The following is a 16013-nucleotide window of genomic DNA, read 5'->3' on the forward strand; positions in this document are numbered from 1 at the left end:
TTAGGGAGAAGGACAAACCATGGATAGAACTTTAGATTTTTATCAGTTTGGTTTTTTGGTTTTAAAAACTGTATTTATCTTTGCTATAACCTTGGTGCATGTGGCCTTTACCACCTATGCTGAAAGAAAGATAATCGGAAGAGCTCAGGCACGTTTTGGTCCAAAAGAAGTAGGACCTCATGGTATTCTTCAGCCTTTAGCTGATTTTTTAAAAATTTTCGGAAAAGAAAACATAATCCCTCAATCTGCCTATCAACCGGTATTTAAGATAGCTCCGATCATAGTTTTTGCTTTTACCGCGGTTAATCTTACGGTCATCCCTTTTGAGCAAGGTTTTATTTTAGCAGACCTAAATGTAGGAGTTCTTTTTATTCTGGCTTCAGCCAGTTTGGCTGTATATGGAATTATCCTTGCAGGTTGGTCTTCTAACAGTAGATATTCCTTTTTAGGTGGATTAAGGGCAGCTGCTCAGGTGTTGAGTTATGAAATTGCTCTAACACTAAGCTTAGCCTCTGTAGTTCTTATGGCAGGTTCTCTTAAGCTGAGCGATATTGTCCTTGCTCAACATAACTCACTTTTTGGTTTTTATGCCATACCTCAAATAATAGGTTTCGTAGTTTTTGTAGTTGCTGCCTTTGCTGAAACCAACAGGACCCCTTTTGACCTTCCTGAGGCAGAACCCGAGCTGGTTGCAGGGTATCTAACCGAATATAGTGCTTTTAGGTATGCCTTGTTTTTCCTCGGAGAATATACAGCTATGTATATCATGGCAAGCCTGGCAGCGCTGTGTTATTTAGGTGGATGGACCGTTCCTAAATATGTGATGGCTATTCTTCCTTTTTTGAAGTGGATACCAGGATGGGTGTGGTTTTTGTTAAAGGTGTATCTTTTTATCTTTCTTTATATCTGGGTTAGGGCTACTTTCCCAAGATACAGGTTTGACCAGTTATTAAGTCTTGGATGGAAAGTTCTAATACCTTTGGGATTTGTGAACCTTTTTATTACCATCTTGTTTAAAAAGTTGTTTGCATAGGAGAAAAGGATGGTTCTACAAGGTCTTTTTCTTTATTTTGCCTTGATGATTTTAGGGACAGGGATTTTAGGTATTACTCAGAAAAATCCTGTAAAAAGTTTGCTCTGGATTTTATTAACCTTTGTGCATTTAGGAGGGTTGTATCTTTTACTTAATGCAGAATTTTTAGCGGTGGTACAGATTATAGTTTATGCAGGGGCGATCTTGGTGATGTTTTTGTTTGTCATCTTTCTGTTAGACCTGAAAGAGGAAGAAAAAGGTGAGGTGTTTTTAAAGTCTTGGCAGTTAAGAGTTTGGGCTATTCTTTTGCTGGTGTTTTTTTTAGTAATAGGTGGTTTGAATTATAAGATTTTTTATCAAGGTCCTTATACCATAGAGTTTATAGAAAAGGAAGGACACAGTAAAGCCTTAGGCTTGGTTCTTTTTAGCGACTATGTTTATCCTCTTATTTTGTTAGGGTTTATCCTTTTAGTACCCCTTATTGGGATAGGAATTATGCTTTTTGGGAGGAAGACTAATGGTTCCTCTTAGCTGGTATCTTATTGTAAGCTTTTGTCTTTTTGGGATAGGTCTGGTAGGTTTTCTTATCAGAAGAAACCTGATAATGTTACTTCTTTCTATAGAGATTATGCTTAATGCAGTCAATCTTTCTTTAGTGGCTTTAGGCCATTATTTACAAGACATAAGACCTCAGGTTATGGCGCTTTTTATCATAGGGTGTGCTGCTGGAGCTGTAGCTGTGGGTCTTATTCTCTTGGTTATAACCTATCGTAATAAAGCAACCTTAAAAGTAGACGAATTCAATTTATTGAGGGAAGACTAAGATGGTAGTAGAAACCTCTATCACACCTTTACTCTGTGTGCTGGTTTCTCTTTTAGCTATACCCTTTATCATCGCTACCGGAGAAAGGAATCCTAACTTAAGAGAATTCTGGTCTGTTTTGGCAGGTATAATCAAATTTATCTTGGTTTTATCGATGGTCCCTGAGGTAGTTTCAGGAAAGATTTTAGAGTTTGAAGTTTTCTCTATACTTCCTGGGATCTCTTTGAAGTTTAGAGTAGATGCGATGGGACTGCTTTTTGCCCTTGGAGCCTCATTTTTATGGATCATTACTACGTTTTATTCTATAGGATACATGAGGGGCCATCACGAACAAAAACAAACTCGATTTTATGCTTGTTTTGCTGGTGCACTTTCTTCTACCATAGGGGTTGCCTTTTCTGCCAACCTTTTTACGATGTTTTTATTTTACGAAGCCCTTACCTTTGTAACCTATCCTTTAGTGGCTCATCATGAGACACAAGAGGCTCGAGCCGGGGCGAGAAAGTATGCCATTTATTTGATAGGTTCTGCTAAGCTGTTTTTGGTAGCAGCCATAACCATCACCTATCTTTTAGCAGGTACCCTTGAGTTTCAAAAAGGAGGAATCTTCCCTAGCCATATAGTAGAGGCTCATCGAGGACTTTTAAGTGTACTTTTTCTTATGTATTTTTATGGGTTTGCCAAGGCTGCTGCGATGCCTTTACATGGTTGGCTTCCTGCGGCGATGGTGGCTCCTACTCCAGTTTCTGCCCTTCTTCATGCGGTAGCGGTGGTAAAAACCGGGGTTTTTACCGTGTTAAGAACCATATTTTTTGTGTTTGGTCAAGAAACGATGAAACTTCTTTATACCACGGATTTGGCTCTTTTTATAGCAGCTTTTACCATTACCACTGCTTCGATCATTGCCCTTACCAGAGATAACTTAAAAGCAAGGCTTGCCTATTCAACCGTTAGCCAACTTTCATACATCTTACTCGGTGCTCTTTTGCTTACCTATCATGGTACTATCGGAAGCATTATCCATATCTCTAACCATGCCTTTGCCAAAATAACCCTCTTTTTTTGTGCTGGCTCTATCTATGTTTGTGCTCACAAAACTGAGGTTAGTCAACTCGACGGTATAGCGAAAAAACTACCTATTACCATGGCCTCTTTTACGATAGGAGCACTTGGTATGGTAGGTATCCCTATGGTAGGAGGCTTTATTACCAAATGGTATCTCCTTCTTGGTACCATAGAAGCCCACAATTTTTGGACCTTAGTTGTCCTTCTTTCTAGTTCTTTACTTAATGCAGGCTATTTTTTTCCCATAGTTTATAGAGCTTATTTTAAGGAATATAAGGGAGAAGGGCATGAAACCCATCATCCAGTCAAAGAAAACCCTTTTATGGCTACTACCCTTTTGATTACAGCTATCATCAGCGTTATTTTAGGTCTTTATCCGGACTTTTTAATAAACCTTGCTAAGGAGGTTATTAGGTGAGCTTGCCTCAGGAAGATATAGCCCAAGAAAGACAAATACTAAAACATAACCCCTGGCCAGGATACAAAAGGGCATTTTACATAGTTTTTACCATTGCTGTTTTGTATTTGTTTTTCATCTTTTATCTGGGATACAGGCCTCACTAAAGGGGGGTACCTTTATGCAAGAAGAAAAAAAAGGTTTTTTTGATTATCAGGAAAACGTTAAGAGGTTTTTAAGAGGGTTTTATCTATTTTTGGTGCTGGTAGTTTTAATAGACCCTTTTATCCATAAACATGCTTATTTCGGTTTTGATGGTTATCCTTCTTTTTATGGAACCTTTGGTTTTGTAGCCTGTGTGTTGTTGGTGTTAGCAGCAAAGCACATTTTAAGGCCTCTGGTAATGAGGAGGGAAGACTACTATGATGATTAACATACCCCCTGCACTCATCCTCATCTTTGGAAGTTTGTTAATCCCTTTTTTAAGAGGTAGGCTTAGGAGCGTTTATATAGTAGGATTACCGCTTTTGACTTTTTTCTATGTAATTAGTTTGTCAGAGGGTATCTCATGGGTTTTTAAGGTGCTTGATTTAGAGCTTGTTTTAAAAAGGGTAGACAGGTTGTCTTTGCCTTTTGGGTATATTTTTTCTTTAATTTCGGTTATAGCTGCCATCTACAGCCTTCATGTTAAAGACAACCTTCATTTAGTATCTGCTTTTATCTATGCAGGTGCAGCTTTAGGGGTGGTTTTCGCAGGAGACTTAGCTACACTTTATGTTTTCTGGGAGATTATGGCCTTAGCTTCAACCTTGGTCATCCTTACAGCTAGGAATAAAAAAGCTATCTCCGCAGGCATGAGATATCTGTTGGTTCATTTAGCCGGAGGTTTATTGCTTTTAGGTGGTATGGTACTCTGGTTTAAACAAACAGGTTCTCTTAAGTTTGAATATATCGGGTTGAATTATCAAGATTTAGCTTCTTGGCTTATCTTTTTGGGTTTTGGGATTAACGCTGCCTTTCCTATCCTTCATGCCTGGCTTCCTGATGCTTATCCTGAATCTACGGAAACAGGAACGGTCTTCCTTTCTGCTTTTACCACCAAGACAGCAGTCTATGTTTTGGCAAGAGGTTTTTACGGGACAGAGCTTTTAATTTATATAGGGGCTTTGATGACCGCTTTTCCTATATTTTATGCCGTGATCGAAAATAATCTCAGGCGAGTGCTTTCCTATAGCCTTATAAACCAGGTTGGATTTATGATCACAGGTATTGGGATTGGGACCCAACTTTCTTTAAACGGTACAGTAGCCCATGCCTTTTGCCATATCCTGTATAAAGCCTTGCTTTTTATGTCTATGGGGGCAGTGCTTTATAGAACTGGGAAGATTAATGCCACTGACCTGGGGGGATTATATAAGTATATGCCTCTTACGACGATATTCTGTATCGTTGGTGCAGCTTCTATTTCTGGTGTTCCTTTAACCAGTGGTTTTGTTAGTAAGTCTATGATAGTTTCTGCCGCTGGTGAAGGAGGAATGCTATTTATATGGTTGACGCTTTTATTTGCTTCTGCTGGTGTATTCCATCACTCGGGAATTAAAATTCCCTTTTTTGCCTTTTTCAGCCATGACTCTGGCTTAAAACCTAAGGAAGCCCCTACTCATATGTTGGTAGCCATGGGAATAGCGGCTTTTCTATGTGTGGCTATAGGTATTTTCCCTGGAACGCTTTATGGTATCTTACCTTATCCTGTAGATTATAACCCTTATACCCCAGCCCATGTAATCGATCAAACACAGCTTCTTGCTTTTTCGGCCTTAGCCTTTACCCTACTTATGCTTTCAGGCCTTTATCCTCCTGAAATCAGATGTGTAAACCTTGATACCGACTGGTTTTATCGCAAGGCCACAGCTGGGTTTTTGTTTTTGGCAGAAAAGGTGATCGCTAAGATAGACTACCAGATAATCGGTGAGGCTTACGAAAAAATCTTTGTAAGAGGTATGTTAGCCTTAGCAAGGCTTTCTAAAAAATTTGATACTTCTGGGGTTGACAAAAGTTATCATAACTTAGCCAAAGGATCTTTAAAGTTAAGTGAGATTATAAAAGTAATCCAAACAGGAAAGGTTTCAGATTATGCCTTTCTCATGATCATAGGTTTGATAACCCTTTTGTTAATTTTGGTTTTACCGATGCTTTCTTAAAGGGGTGAGTAGATGGGTGAATTAGGCTTTCCAACCCTTTCTTTTCTTATTTTCTTTCCTTTGTTAGGGGCTGCTTTGATCTTTCTGGTTAAAAAAGAGAGTTTGGCTAAGTTTATTGCCTTAGGGACTACCCTGTTAAACTTGGTCTTTGGTATTCCTTTGTGGACAAATTTTGACAAAACCAATCCACAGTTTCAATTTGTAGAAACCTTTTGGTGGATTCCTTTCTTAAACGCTTACTATAAGGTCGGGATAGATGGAATAAGTTTACTTTTTGTTATGTTAACCCTTTTAATCAGTGTTTTATGTGTGTTGTGTTCCTGGACAGCTATTAAACAAAGGGTAAAAGAGTTTTATGCTTTACTTTTGATGATGGAAACCATCATGTTAGGTGTTTTTTGTGCGTTAGACATGTTTTTGTTTTATGTCTTTTGGGAAGCGATGCTTATCCCGATGTTTTTGCTTATAGGTATCTGGGGTAGTCACAACAGAATTTATGCCTCGGTTAAGTTTGTAATCTTTACCTTTGCTGGTAGTGTGTTGATGTTAATAGGAATTATCGTGCTTTATTATGCAGGAGGAAAGACTTTTGATGTCATAGAGCTTTCTAAAGTTCAATTGCCTGTAAACCTTCAATACTGGCTGTTTTTAGCCTTTTTTGTAGCTTTTGCCGTGAAGGTTCCCATGTTTCCCTTCCATACCTGGCTTCCTGATGCCCATACAGAAGCCCCTACCGCAGGTTCAGTGATTTTGGCTGGTATCCTTCTTAAAGTTGGGGCTTATGGATTTTTAAGGTTTACCATTCCTTTCTGTCCAGAAGCAACCCTTGGATTAAAAGAGATGATGCAAATAATTTCTGTTATAGCGATTATTTATGGAGCCTTAGTCACCCTTATGCAAACAGACTTTAAACGTTTGATAGCCTATTCCAGTATAAGCCACATGGGTTTTGTTACGTTGGGTATCTTTACCCTAAATAAAGAAGCTATAGAAGGAGCGATCCTTCAAATGATCAATCACGGTATAGTAACTGGTGCACTTTTTATGTGTATAGGTGTTATCTACGAAAGAACACACACAAGAGACCTGAGTAAATATGGAGGACTTGGAGAGGTTGTTCCGATTTTTGTGTTTTTTTATACCCTTTTTTCTGCGGCAGCCATAGGTTTTCCAGGCACTAACTCTTTTATAGGGGAATTTTTGATAGCCCTTGGTGTTTTTAAAGACAGAATCCTTTTAGGAGCTTTTTTACCTCTGGGATTTGTCTTGGGAACCGCTTATATGGTTTGGCTTTATTATCGGGTTGTATTTAAAGAGGTGCCTGCTGAGATTAAAGACCAACTTTATGACCTCAACCTAAGAGAAGTGCTAATGTTTATACCTTTAGTGGTCTTGGTTTTTATGATAGGTTTTTATCCCCAGGTGCTTTTAGGTGTGTTAAAGGACTCGGTGATACAAATCATCAATTTTCTAACCTAAGGCCTTTAGAAATAGTTTTAGGAGGTAACCATGATAAACTTGACTCCGTTTTTTCCTGAACTTCTTTTTATAGGATTTACTTTGTTTTATTTTGTATTAGGCCTTTGGATAAAAAAAAGGGTGGTTCATTCCTTGCTGGTAATCGCTTTTTCTGTTTTAACTTTGCTTACGTTGTTTCAGGTTCAGGGAGAAGCCTTTAAAGGGATGTTTGTAGCTGATCCCTTTAGTCAAACCTTAAAACTTGTGTTTTTGATAAACTTAGGGATTTGTAGCCTTTTGGGTATGAATTACTCCCAGATAAAGGATGACCTCTTTTATGAGTTTAACCTTCTTCTTATGCTTAGCACCTTAGGGATGATGTTTATGGTTTCTTCTAAGGAACTTTTAAGTCTTTTTCTTTCTTTAGAGTTTATGTCCCTTTGTCTTTATCTTTTGGCTGGTTTTGTGGTAACAGACCCTAAGACAAACGAGGCCTCACTTAAGTATTATCTCTTAGGTAGTATGTTTTCAGCCTTGTTGATTTTAGGGATTTCTATCTTTTACAGTATATTTGGAGGAACAACCTTTAAGATTATCGCTGAAAACCTTCCTTTGATGTCTCAACATCCGTTTTATCTTTTTACGGGAATTATATTGATCCTTTCTGCCTTTACTTTTAAGGCTGGGCTTGCCCCTTTTCATCAGTGGTCTCCTGATGTTTACGAAGGCGCTCCTACTCCGGTTACAGCTTTTATGTCTGTAGGCCCTAAGGTTGCTGCCATAGGGGCTATGGCAAGTTTTCTCACCGAAGCTTTGTCTCAAAAACCTGAACTATGGGTAGGCCCTTTGATTTTTGTAGCCCTTTTAACCGCGGCCATAGGTAATATCTTAGCCTTAAGACAGGTCAATCTTAAACGTCTTCTTGCCTATTCTTCTATAGCCCATGCAGGCTATCTTTTACTTGCGGTTATAGCCTGCTCAACCTCAGGACTCAAGGCTATTTCTTTTTATGCCCTTGTATATACCTTTATGAACCTTGGTGCTTTTGCTACTCTTATTTCTTTTCCTCAAGGAGAAAGGATAAATGCCTTTTTAGGACTTTCTCAGGCTAACCTATTTTTAGCTATATCCATGTTAGTTTTCCTTTTTTCCCTGACAGGCCTTCCCCCTTTTGGTGGTTTTGTAGCCAAATTCTTTATATTTAAGTCTATCATAGAATCTGGATATACCTGGGTTGCGGTAATCTGTATTCTTTTCAGCATCCTTTCTGCATACTACTATCTAAGGGTAGGTGTAAAGATGTTTTTTTATGAAGGGCAAATCTCTATGCCTTCTATGGCTATATCTTTAAGATTGGTACTTGTTGTTGCCTTATGCTTTACCATTATCCTCGGGGTTTTCCCCTTTTTGCCTTAAAAATATCTGTAATAAACATAAAAAGGAGGGATTGGTATGGCCAATCTTTCATTAATTCAACAGTTAAAAAAGAGACTTTTTTACATTTCATTGATCTTCTTTTTGACAAGTGGCTTCTTTTTGTATGTGGTTACCAAACATTTTATCTATGCTAAGGATACAGAAAAACTTATTGGGATTCTTGCGAACGCGTATAAGATAACCATTAAAGATGAAGGAGAAACTCTTGCATCCTATGCCTCCTTGTTGGCCAATAGAGCTGTCAGTGATGTTTATGTATCTTTACTTAAGGAAGCAGGTACCCTTTCTGAGGTAAATGATGCCAATAAAAAGATTTTCGAAAAGTATGGTCAGATCCTTCGTGAAACAGTTACCCCCCAGATTAAAGCAGCTGGATTAAGTAAATATCATATACATTTTCATCTCCCTGGCCCAAGGTCTTTTTTACGCTGGAACCGTCCTCAAGGGGAAGATGTAAAACTTGACGACTTATCCACTTTTCGTTTTACTGTAGCTAAAGTGCAGAAGGAAAAACAGCTTCTTACTGGACTTGAGGCAGGAAGAGACGGTCTTTTCCTTAGGGGTATTGCTCCTATAGTAAGAGATGGACAAACCATTGGTTCTGTTGAATTGGGAATGAATCTTAGAGATTTAGTTAAAAATTTACAGTCTACTTATACTCAAATTTCCCATTATGTGATCCTTGTAAACAAGGACTTAGAAAAGATTATGAGCCCTTATCTTGCTAAGGGTGAGGCCAAAGTCTTAGACAAAGGAATTCTTTATTCTAAAACCGAAAACATCGAAGAGAACTTACTAAAAAAGCTTATTAATGCCAAAAAATACCCTGTGGAGGTTGGCTCTTTAGTTTTTCACGCCATTCCTCTTTATGATTATTCAAACAACCAGATAGGATTTATTATCATAGGTATCAAGCGTGGAGAGATTATAAATCTTTTTCGTTTTAGCGGATTTATCTTGGGGCTTGTTGCCTTTGTGGTGTTTTTCTTTGGTTTTATGGTGATAAACAAAACCTTACAGAAAATCTCACAATCTTTGTCAGACACAACCAATATGGTAGAAGAACTCGGTAGAGGTGGAGGCGATTTAACCTTTAGATTTGAAGTTAAGTCTCAAGACGAGTTAGGAGTGTTAGCCTCTAAATTTAACCATTTCTTAGAAACTTTAGCTTCGATAGTTAAAAACCTAATAGAAAAGGCTGAGGATTTGTTTAGACTTTCTAAAAAACTTCAAGACGATGTAGACACCACCTTTAACTCTGTTAAGGAATTTACGGAAAAAGCAGACCTTATAAGTGCAAGTTCATCTGAGACCGTAGAGGTTATAAATAATGTGACCACTCAACTTGATGAGCTTACTAAAGCCATCAAAGAGATAAGCGAAAAAGCCCAGTTAAGCAAGTCAATCGTAGCTGATACTGCCAGAGAAGTAGATAAATCAAAAAATTTAGTAGAAGAGTTGATTTCATCTTCTTCAACGATCATAGAAGTAGTAGACCTGATTAAAGATATCGCAGACCAGACCAATCTTCTTGCCCTCAATGCATCGATTGAGGCAGCTCGTGCTGGGGAAGCTGGCAAGGGGTTTACCGTAGTAGCCAACGAAGTTAAAGAGCTTGCCAAACAAACACAAGTTGCTACAGAAAACATCAAGAAAAAGATCGACCTTTTATTACAGAATAGCAATTCAGTTGCTCATTCTGTAGGAAGTATCGTAGAAATGATGAAAAAAGTAGAAGAGGCATCGGTGGCTATCGCTGCAGCAGTTGAAGAACAGGCTATAGTTGTCCAAAACGTCTTTGAGCATATTACTTTTGCCAGAGACAAAGTGCTTTTAAACGAAGACCACGCTCAAGCCATAAAGATTGGTGTAGAAAAATTGATTAGCTCTTCTCAAAAGCTTAAGGCATCAGGTGAAGAAGTAGGAAGAATTGCTGAAGAGATTAAAGATATAGTTTCTCAGTTTAAGGTATAATGTATAATCTTAGGTCAATTAGGCTCCCTCCTTTAGAGGGAGCCTATAGATTTATTTTATGTTTTATTTTATGTTTTAATCTTTTTCCTCTTCTTCCTGGTTAGAAATTCTAGAAAGAAGCCCATGGTGTTTCATCTTAGTCCTCAGTTGTTTTCTTGAGATGCCTAACAACTGAGCCGCTTTAGTTTGGTTCCATCCAGTTTCTTCTAATGCTTTAAGGATAAGACTTTTTTCCATTTCTAATAAGTTTAAGGTATTTGAGGGAGAAATTTCTTTTTCTTTTGAGCCTAAAATTCTTTTTGGGAGATGCTTTAGGGAAATTACTCCAGAGGTAGAAAGAATAACCGCTCTTTCTATCACATGCATAAGTTCTCTTACATTGCCAGGCCATTCGTAGTTTATCAACATGTCCATCACCTCAGGTTCTACCATCGGTATAGGACGATTGTTTTCCTTAGCAAATTTTTGGACAAAATGCTGTATAAGAAGAGGAATATCTTCTTTTCTTTCCCTAAGGGGAGGTAGGTGCACCCTTACTACGTTAAGCCTCCAGTATAGGTCTTCTCTGAAAGAGCCTTCTTTAACCGCGTTTTCGAGATCTCTGTTGGTAGCAGCAATCACCCTTACATCAACCTTGATTTTGTTAAGTCCTCCCAACCTTTGAAATTCCTTTTCTTGCAAGAATCTTAAAAACTTTTTTTGTAGACTTGTAGGTAATTCTCCTATCTCGTCTAAAAATACAGTGCCCCCGTTAGCTAACTCTAAAAGTCCTATTTTTTTCTCTGTAGCTCCGGTAAATGCTCCTTTTTCGTATCCAAAAAGTTCGCTTTCTAAAAGATTCTCTGGAAGGGTAGTGCAGTCAACCACTATAAACGGACGGTCTTTTCTTTTGGAGAGCCTATGGATTGCCCTTGCTATCAGTTCTTTACCTGTACCAGATTCTCCAGTAATAAGCACGTTAGAGTTACTATCAGCTACCATTTCTATTATATAAAAAATTTCTTTCATTACCGAACTTTTAGCTATGATCTCTGGAAATTTATGAGAGATATCTTCTTTATAGTCTAATTTTTCATGTTTAGAGATGGCATCTTTGATTACCTCAACCAGAAGGTTAGGGTCAACAGGTTTTACCAGATAATGAAAAGCCCCTAATTTCATAGCCTCTACAGCTTTTTCGATCGTTCCATAAGCAGTAAGCATGATTACCGGCAATACGATGTTTTCTTTTTTTAGCCACCTTAACATTTCTATCCCATCCATCCCAGGAAGCCTATAATCGAGAAGTAGACAGTGAGGTTTGTGTTTTCTAAGCTGAAAAATACCCTCTTCTACAGTTTGGGCGGTTATTATAGTGTAATCATGTTTTTTGAGGATGGTAGAAATGGTTTTTAGACTGTTTATCTCATCATCTATAAAAAGTATTTTATAGTTCATGCCTTATCGGGAGGAAAACTTTAAATTCTGTCCCTTCTTCTTTTTTACTGAAAACAGATATCTTGCCTCCATGTTCTCTAACGATTTTTTCTACACAAGCAAGTCCCAGTCCTGATCCTGTAACTTTAGTAGTAAAAAACGGTTCAAATACCTTATCTAACAACTCCTCTGGGATCCCTTCGCCGGTATCTTTTACAGAAATAACTACCAATCCCCCTTCTCTTTGTGTCGCAACCGAGATTTTATCTCCTTTTTTCGTAGCGTCTCCAGCGTTTACCAAAAGGTTCAACACCACCTGTTTGAGTTGATAGGGGTCAAAATAAAACTCAGGTATAGAAGGATCTAAACTTAATTCTATTTGTTTTCCTTCTTCTTCAAACTCAGGTTTCACCAAATTTATTATTTCTTTTATGATATTATTAATCTGCGTTTTTTCAAGTTTTAAAGGAACAGGCCTTGCATAAGTTAAAAAACCGGTGATCAGTTCATTTAATCTTTGGGTTTCTTTGTCTATGATAGAAAGAAATTCCTGCAAAATTTTACCTTTAAAGTTGGTTTTAAGGTAAGAACAAGCAGCCTTAATAGAGTTTAACGGATTTTTGATTTCATGAGCAACCACCATGGCCATCTCTGAAACCGCAGAATATTTTTCAAGCTTAATTTTTTCTTTGGTGGCTTTATCAAGTTGTTCCATATAAGACCTTAGGTCTGCTACCATCTTATTAAAACTTTCTATTACATAACCTAACTCATCACCACATGAATACTTATAAACAAAACAGTCTTCACACTCAATTTTTAAAACACTCTTACACCATTTTTTCGAATCTTCGTTAAGCCAACATCTGGTTTTTCCGTAAGAAGGGCATTGATAATCTTTACACTGGTAAAAGTCTTTACATAAAATAAGGTTTTCGTTTTCACAAAATTCAAACTCGTTAGCCTGCATTTTTTGAATACTTTTTTTAAGTTTGTTTAGTGGCTTGGTTAGGGTGATAGAAATAAAATAGGAAACTACAAGTGCTGCCAACAGAAACCCACCTGACACAAAAAGCATATAATTTTTTAACGTCCTTACGGATTGTTCTATAAAATCATTGATGTCTGCCTCTGAAACTCCTACCCTAACCGCACCTAAAGAAAAGTCTTCCTTGAAAACCGGACGGTTAAAGTGTTTTATCCCATTATTATCTAAACTTTCCCAGGTTTTGAAGGTAGAATCATTTACAGGAATAAATTGGCCTAATTGAGAAGGGTTGGTATGGGCTACTATCCTTCCGTTTTTATCAACAACCATCACATATACTATCCCTGGAAGGTTTTTTAGAGAACTTACCTTTTCTTCCAGTTTAAGAGGGTCAAAAAAGACCAACCAGTCTACCACCTCTAAAGAAAAGTTTTCTAAGTTATGGTTTAGTCCTTCATAATATTGTTTTTTTAAGGAGTTTTTTTGGTAGTTTATTATCAAAACATTTACGCTAAAAAGTAATAAGGTTATCAAAAACAAAAAAGAAAGAAAGATTCTGCTTTTAATGCTAAAACTTCTTAAAAGTTTATAAAAAGGTGATAAAAAATCTTTACGGATTAACATATCTTTTTATAGGTTCAAATTCTTTATCTTCCACAGGTTTAAATTTTTTTACTTTCAGGTTTTTCAGGATAGAAGCAGGTAGATGAATGAGTGATTCTTGGACTTTTTTGGCAAGGTCCTTGTCTGCTTTAACCACCGCCCATGGCCAGTTTGGTAAAAACTCTGTTGGGGTCAAAACTTTTATCTGAGAAAGATCTACTTCTTTTCCAAAAACACCAAGAGCTGCCTCTCTTATGAACCCTGCGTCTGCTTCTTTTTTATACACCCCGATGATTACCCTTTCTTGCCTTTTTACATCTACTAACCGAAAATCTCGCCTTAAATTGTATCCTCTCTTTTCTAAATAAATTTTTTGCGAAAGAAATCCTCCAGCAGAATAGGGAGAAACTATGAAAATTCTTTTGTTTTTTAAATTTTCTATCTTTTTAATCGGGCTATCTTTTCTTACGATAATAACACCTCTAAACCTGTCTCCTCCACATACCTCACTTGGTTCATCTATACAATCTTCTCCCACAGTTAGGGCTATGGCTTTTGCATGCCCAGATTTCGACAGAAGAGCATAAACATAGGGATTTTGATAGGCAAAGTGTACTTCTTTTTTCTTTACTAAGGTGATAAATTCTTCGAAATTTTTAGGGATGACAATTTTAAACTCCTTTCCTGTCTTTTCTGAAAGATACTTCATCAAAGGATCAAACCTCTGATAGATAGTAAGCGGACTGTAAAGAGGTAAAATGGCAACCTTTATGGTATCAGGCCCGTATTTTATTAAATCCTTTCCTTTAAATAATTTTATCAGTACTCTTATGTAGTCAAAGTCTCTGTCTTCAGCAGGCACAAGTTTTTCTATCTGCAGGTTAGTTAAAACCTCTTTAGGAAGAGACACAAGGATTTCTTTTAATAACTGTTTCTCTTTTAAAGCAGAGGTTGAAGCAATCAAAAATACAGGCACTTTTTCAGAGGACTTTATTACTTTAAGACCTGAGGTTAAATAAGGTTTGGCTATCGATTCACTTAAGGCTCCTACCTCATAATCTCCTATCAATACAGAGAGAGCAATCCTTTTTTCCTGACCTAAAAAATCTACCTTAGAAAAGTCTTTTAAAGAAAGTTCTAAGTCTTTTAGCATGGACAAAGGGATTAGATAACTGAAAGAAGAATTTTTATCCCCTAAGGCAAGCCGTTTGTTAACAGCATCAAAAATCCTTTCTATTCCTGAATTTTCTTTGGTTACAAAAATGCTGCTTGCCTCTCCCTGTCCTCCCTTGGGCTTAACTAGAGGAAAAATCTTTTGAGGATAAAGGGCCTTTAATTCGCAGTAAAAAGCTGGGTCTATCATTAGAAGATGTAGTTTATCCTCTGCCACTTTTTGGGTTAGCTCTTCAAAGTTGGCTGAGATGTCTATCGAAACAGGTTTTTTAAGTTGATTTTCTAAATAGGTTTTTAAAGGATAAAGCTGTAAAAAGGTTTGTTGAGGAGAGCTTACGTTTAAGACCCCTATAACTAAAGGAGGTCCGTTTAAAACCTCCGAGGGCTTATTTTCCTGAGTTTGTCTTCCTTTGTCTTTAAAACACCCGGATAATAAAAACCCTAAGAAGATGGTTAAAAATAGAGCCCAAAACCTATTTCTTTTTAACATCTTCTAAATACTCTCTAACGCTAAGTGCGGCTACAGCGCCCTCACCACAGGCAATCACTATTTGCCTAAAGGGTTTACTAACGCAGTCTCCACAGGCAAAAATTCCCTTCTGAGAGGTTTCCATCTTTTTATCTGTAATTATAAAACCGTTAGGGTCTAACTCTACGAAACCTTTTAACCAAGAGGTATTAGGCTCATATCCTATAAAAATAAAGACCCCAGAAACTTCTAAATATTTTAGTTCTCCTGTTTTTTTATCTAAAACCTTTATCCTTTCTACCTTGTGTTTTCCTTCGATAGCCTCTACGGTCGAGTTCAAGATTATCTCAATCTTAGGGTTTTTAAAAACCAAATTTTGCAAATAGGCCTCAGCCCTAAACTTATCTCTTCGGTGAATTAAAAAAATCTTCTTTACAAACTTGGTAAGTTCTAAGGCTTCTTTAAGAGCCGAATCTCCACCTCCTACTACAGCCACCATCTCATCCTTAAAAAAAGGTCCGTCACAGGTAGCACAAAAAGAAACTCCCTTGCCTATCAATTCCTTTTCCCCAGGAATACCTAATTTTTTAGGGGATGCCCCTAAAGCTAAGATCACCGCATAACTTAAAACGTAGGTCTTGTCAGAAAACCAGATTTTAAAAAGTTCCTGTTCTTTTTCTATACTAACGACTTCTTTTGATAATAAGTTCAACCCTAATCTTTCTACTTGCTTAACCATCTTTTCTATCAAGTCAAACCCTGATATACCTTCAGGAAATCCGGGATAGTTTTCTATCTGTTCTGTAAGGACTACCTGACCACCTAAAAAGTTTTTTTCTATAAGTAGAGTGTTTAGCATCCCCCTTTGAGCATAAAGATAGGCAGTAAGACCTGCAGGCCCTCCACCTATTATGGTTAGATCATAAGTAGTTTGTTGGGTCATTTTGGTTTCCCATTTTACTTTTTTTAGTTTTAT

14 protein-coding genes are annotated in these 16013 nt (G+C 37.3%); 10 read left to right on the forward strand and 4 right to left on the reverse strand.

The genetic code is table 11. The features are described 5' to 3' along the window. The first annotated feature begins 19 nt into the window (after positions 1 to 19). Genes nuoH through HL41_RS08340 form a run of 10 tightly spaced genes read left to right on the forward strand, consistent with a single transcriptional unit; the run spans position 20 to position 10388 of the window. Positions 20 to 1033 carry an NADH-quinone oxidoreductase subunit NuoH gene (gene nuoH / locus HL41_RS08300; RefSeq protein WP_038061379.1) on the forward strand — a complete coding sequence of 338 codons (1014 nt, stop codon included), beginning with the start codon at positions 20 to 22 and terminating at the stop codon, positions 1031 to 1033. Positions 1034 to 1042: 9 nt separating this feature from the next. Then, entirely contained in the window at positions 1043 to 1564 is a 522-nt protein-coding gene (locus HL41_RS08305; protein ID WP_022855748.1) for an NADH-quinone oxidoreductase subunit J family protein, read from the forward strand. Further along, positions 1551 to 1856, forward strand: a complete 306-nt coding sequence (gene nuoK / locus HL41_RS08310) for an NADH-quinone oxidoreductase subunit NuoK (RefSeq protein WP_028841144.1) — start codon at positions 1551 to 1553, stop codon at positions 1854 to 1856. The genes HL41_RS08305 and nuoK overlap by 14 nt, the downstream gene beginning before the upstream one ends. A gap of 1 nt (position 1857) precedes the next feature. Continuing rightward, complete coding sequence (locus tag HL41_RS08315) at positions 1858 to 3339, forward strand: monovalent cation/H+ antiporter subunit D family protein (protein WP_038061382.1); 1482 nt, start codon at positions 1858 to 1860, stop codon at positions 3337 to 3339. Beyond that, on the forward strand, positions 3336 to 3485 hold the full coding sequence (locus tag HL41_RS09525; protein ID WP_156095579.1) for a hypothetical protein: 150 nt from the start codon (positions 3336 to 3338) through the stop codon (positions 3483 to 3485). The genes HL41_RS08315 and HL41_RS09525 overlap by 4 nt, the downstream gene beginning before the upstream one ends. Positions 3486 to 3499: 14 nt before the next feature. Continuing rightward, positions 3500 to 3751: a hypothetical protein gene (locus tag HL41_RS08320; protein ID WP_028841142.1), complete on the forward strand. Its 252-nt coding sequence runs from the start codon at positions 3500 to 3502 to the stop codon at positions 3749 to 3751. Further along, a complete protein-coding gene (locus HL41_RS08325) occupies positions 3741 to 5519 on the forward strand; it encodes a Na(+)/H(+) antiporter subunit D (protein ID WP_028841141.1) in 1779 nt (592 codons plus the stop codon). The genes HL41_RS08320 and HL41_RS08325 overlap by 11 nt, the downstream gene beginning before the upstream one ends. 12 nt (positions 5520 to 5531) lie before the next feature. Beyond that, the gene (locus HL41_RS08330) at positions 5532 to 6998 is read left to right on the forward strand and encodes an NADH-quinone oxidoreductase subunit M (protein WP_038061385.1); all 1467 of its coding nucleotides are present in this window, start codon (positions 5532 to 5534) and stop codon (positions 6996 to 6998) included. 30 nt (positions 6999 to 7028) lie between these two features. Then, positions 7029 to 8393, forward strand: a complete 1365-nt coding sequence (locus tag HL41_RS08335; protein WP_051754611.1) for an NADH-quinone oxidoreductase subunit N — start codon at positions 7029 to 7031, stop codon at positions 8391 to 8393. Between the two features lie 36 nt (positions 8394 to 8429). Continuing rightward, the gene (locus HL41_RS08340) at positions 8430 to 10388 is read left to right on the forward strand and encodes a methyl-accepting chemotaxis protein (RefSeq protein ID WP_038061388.1); all 1959 of its coding nucleotides are present in this window, start codon (positions 8430 to 8432) and stop codon (positions 10386 to 10388) included. 75 nt (positions 10389 to 10463) lie between these two features. On the opposite strand, the gene HL41_RS08345 is transcribed toward HL41_RS08340, so the two are convergent. From HL41_RS08345 to trxB, 4 genes are read right to left on the reverse strand one after another with little or no spacing between them, the layout of a single operon-like run. Further along, complete coding sequence (locus HL41_RS08345) at positions 10464 to 11825, reverse strand: sigma-54-dependent transcriptional regulator (RefSeq protein WP_038061390.1); 1362 nt, start codon at positions 11823 to 11825, stop codon at positions 10464 to 10466. Continuing rightward, on the reverse strand, positions 11815 to 13416 hold the full coding sequence (locus HL41_RS08350) for an ATP-binding protein (protein ID WP_051754612.1): 1602 nt from the start codon (positions 13414 to 13416) through the stop codon (positions 11815 to 11817). The genes HL41_RS08345 and HL41_RS08350 overlap by 11 nt, the downstream gene beginning before the upstream one ends. Then, on the reverse strand, positions 13403 to 15058 hold the full coding sequence (locus HL41_RS08355) for a PhnD/SsuA/transferrin family substrate-binding protein (RefSeq protein ID WP_051754613.1): 1656 nt from the start codon (positions 15056 to 15058) through the stop codon (positions 13403 to 13405). The genes HL41_RS08350 and HL41_RS08355 overlap by 14 nt, the downstream gene beginning before the upstream one ends. After that, positions 15042 to 15980 carry a thioredoxin-disulfide reductase gene (trxB, locus tag HL41_RS08360; protein WP_038061391.1) on the reverse strand — a complete coding sequence of 313 codons (939 nt, stop codon included), beginning with the start codon at positions 15978 to 15980 and terminating at the stop codon, positions 15042 to 15044. The genes HL41_RS08355 and trxB overlap by 17 nt, the downstream gene beginning before the upstream one ends. Between the last annotated feature and the right edge of the window lie 33 nt (positions 15981 to 16013).

Origin of the sequence: Thermodesulfobacterium commune DSM 2178 (genome assembly GCF_000734015.1) — a bacterium.
GTDB lineage: Bacteria > Desulfobacterota > Thermodesulfobacteria > Thermodesulfobacteriales > Thermodesulfobacteriaceae > Thermodesulfobacterium > Thermodesulfobacterium commune.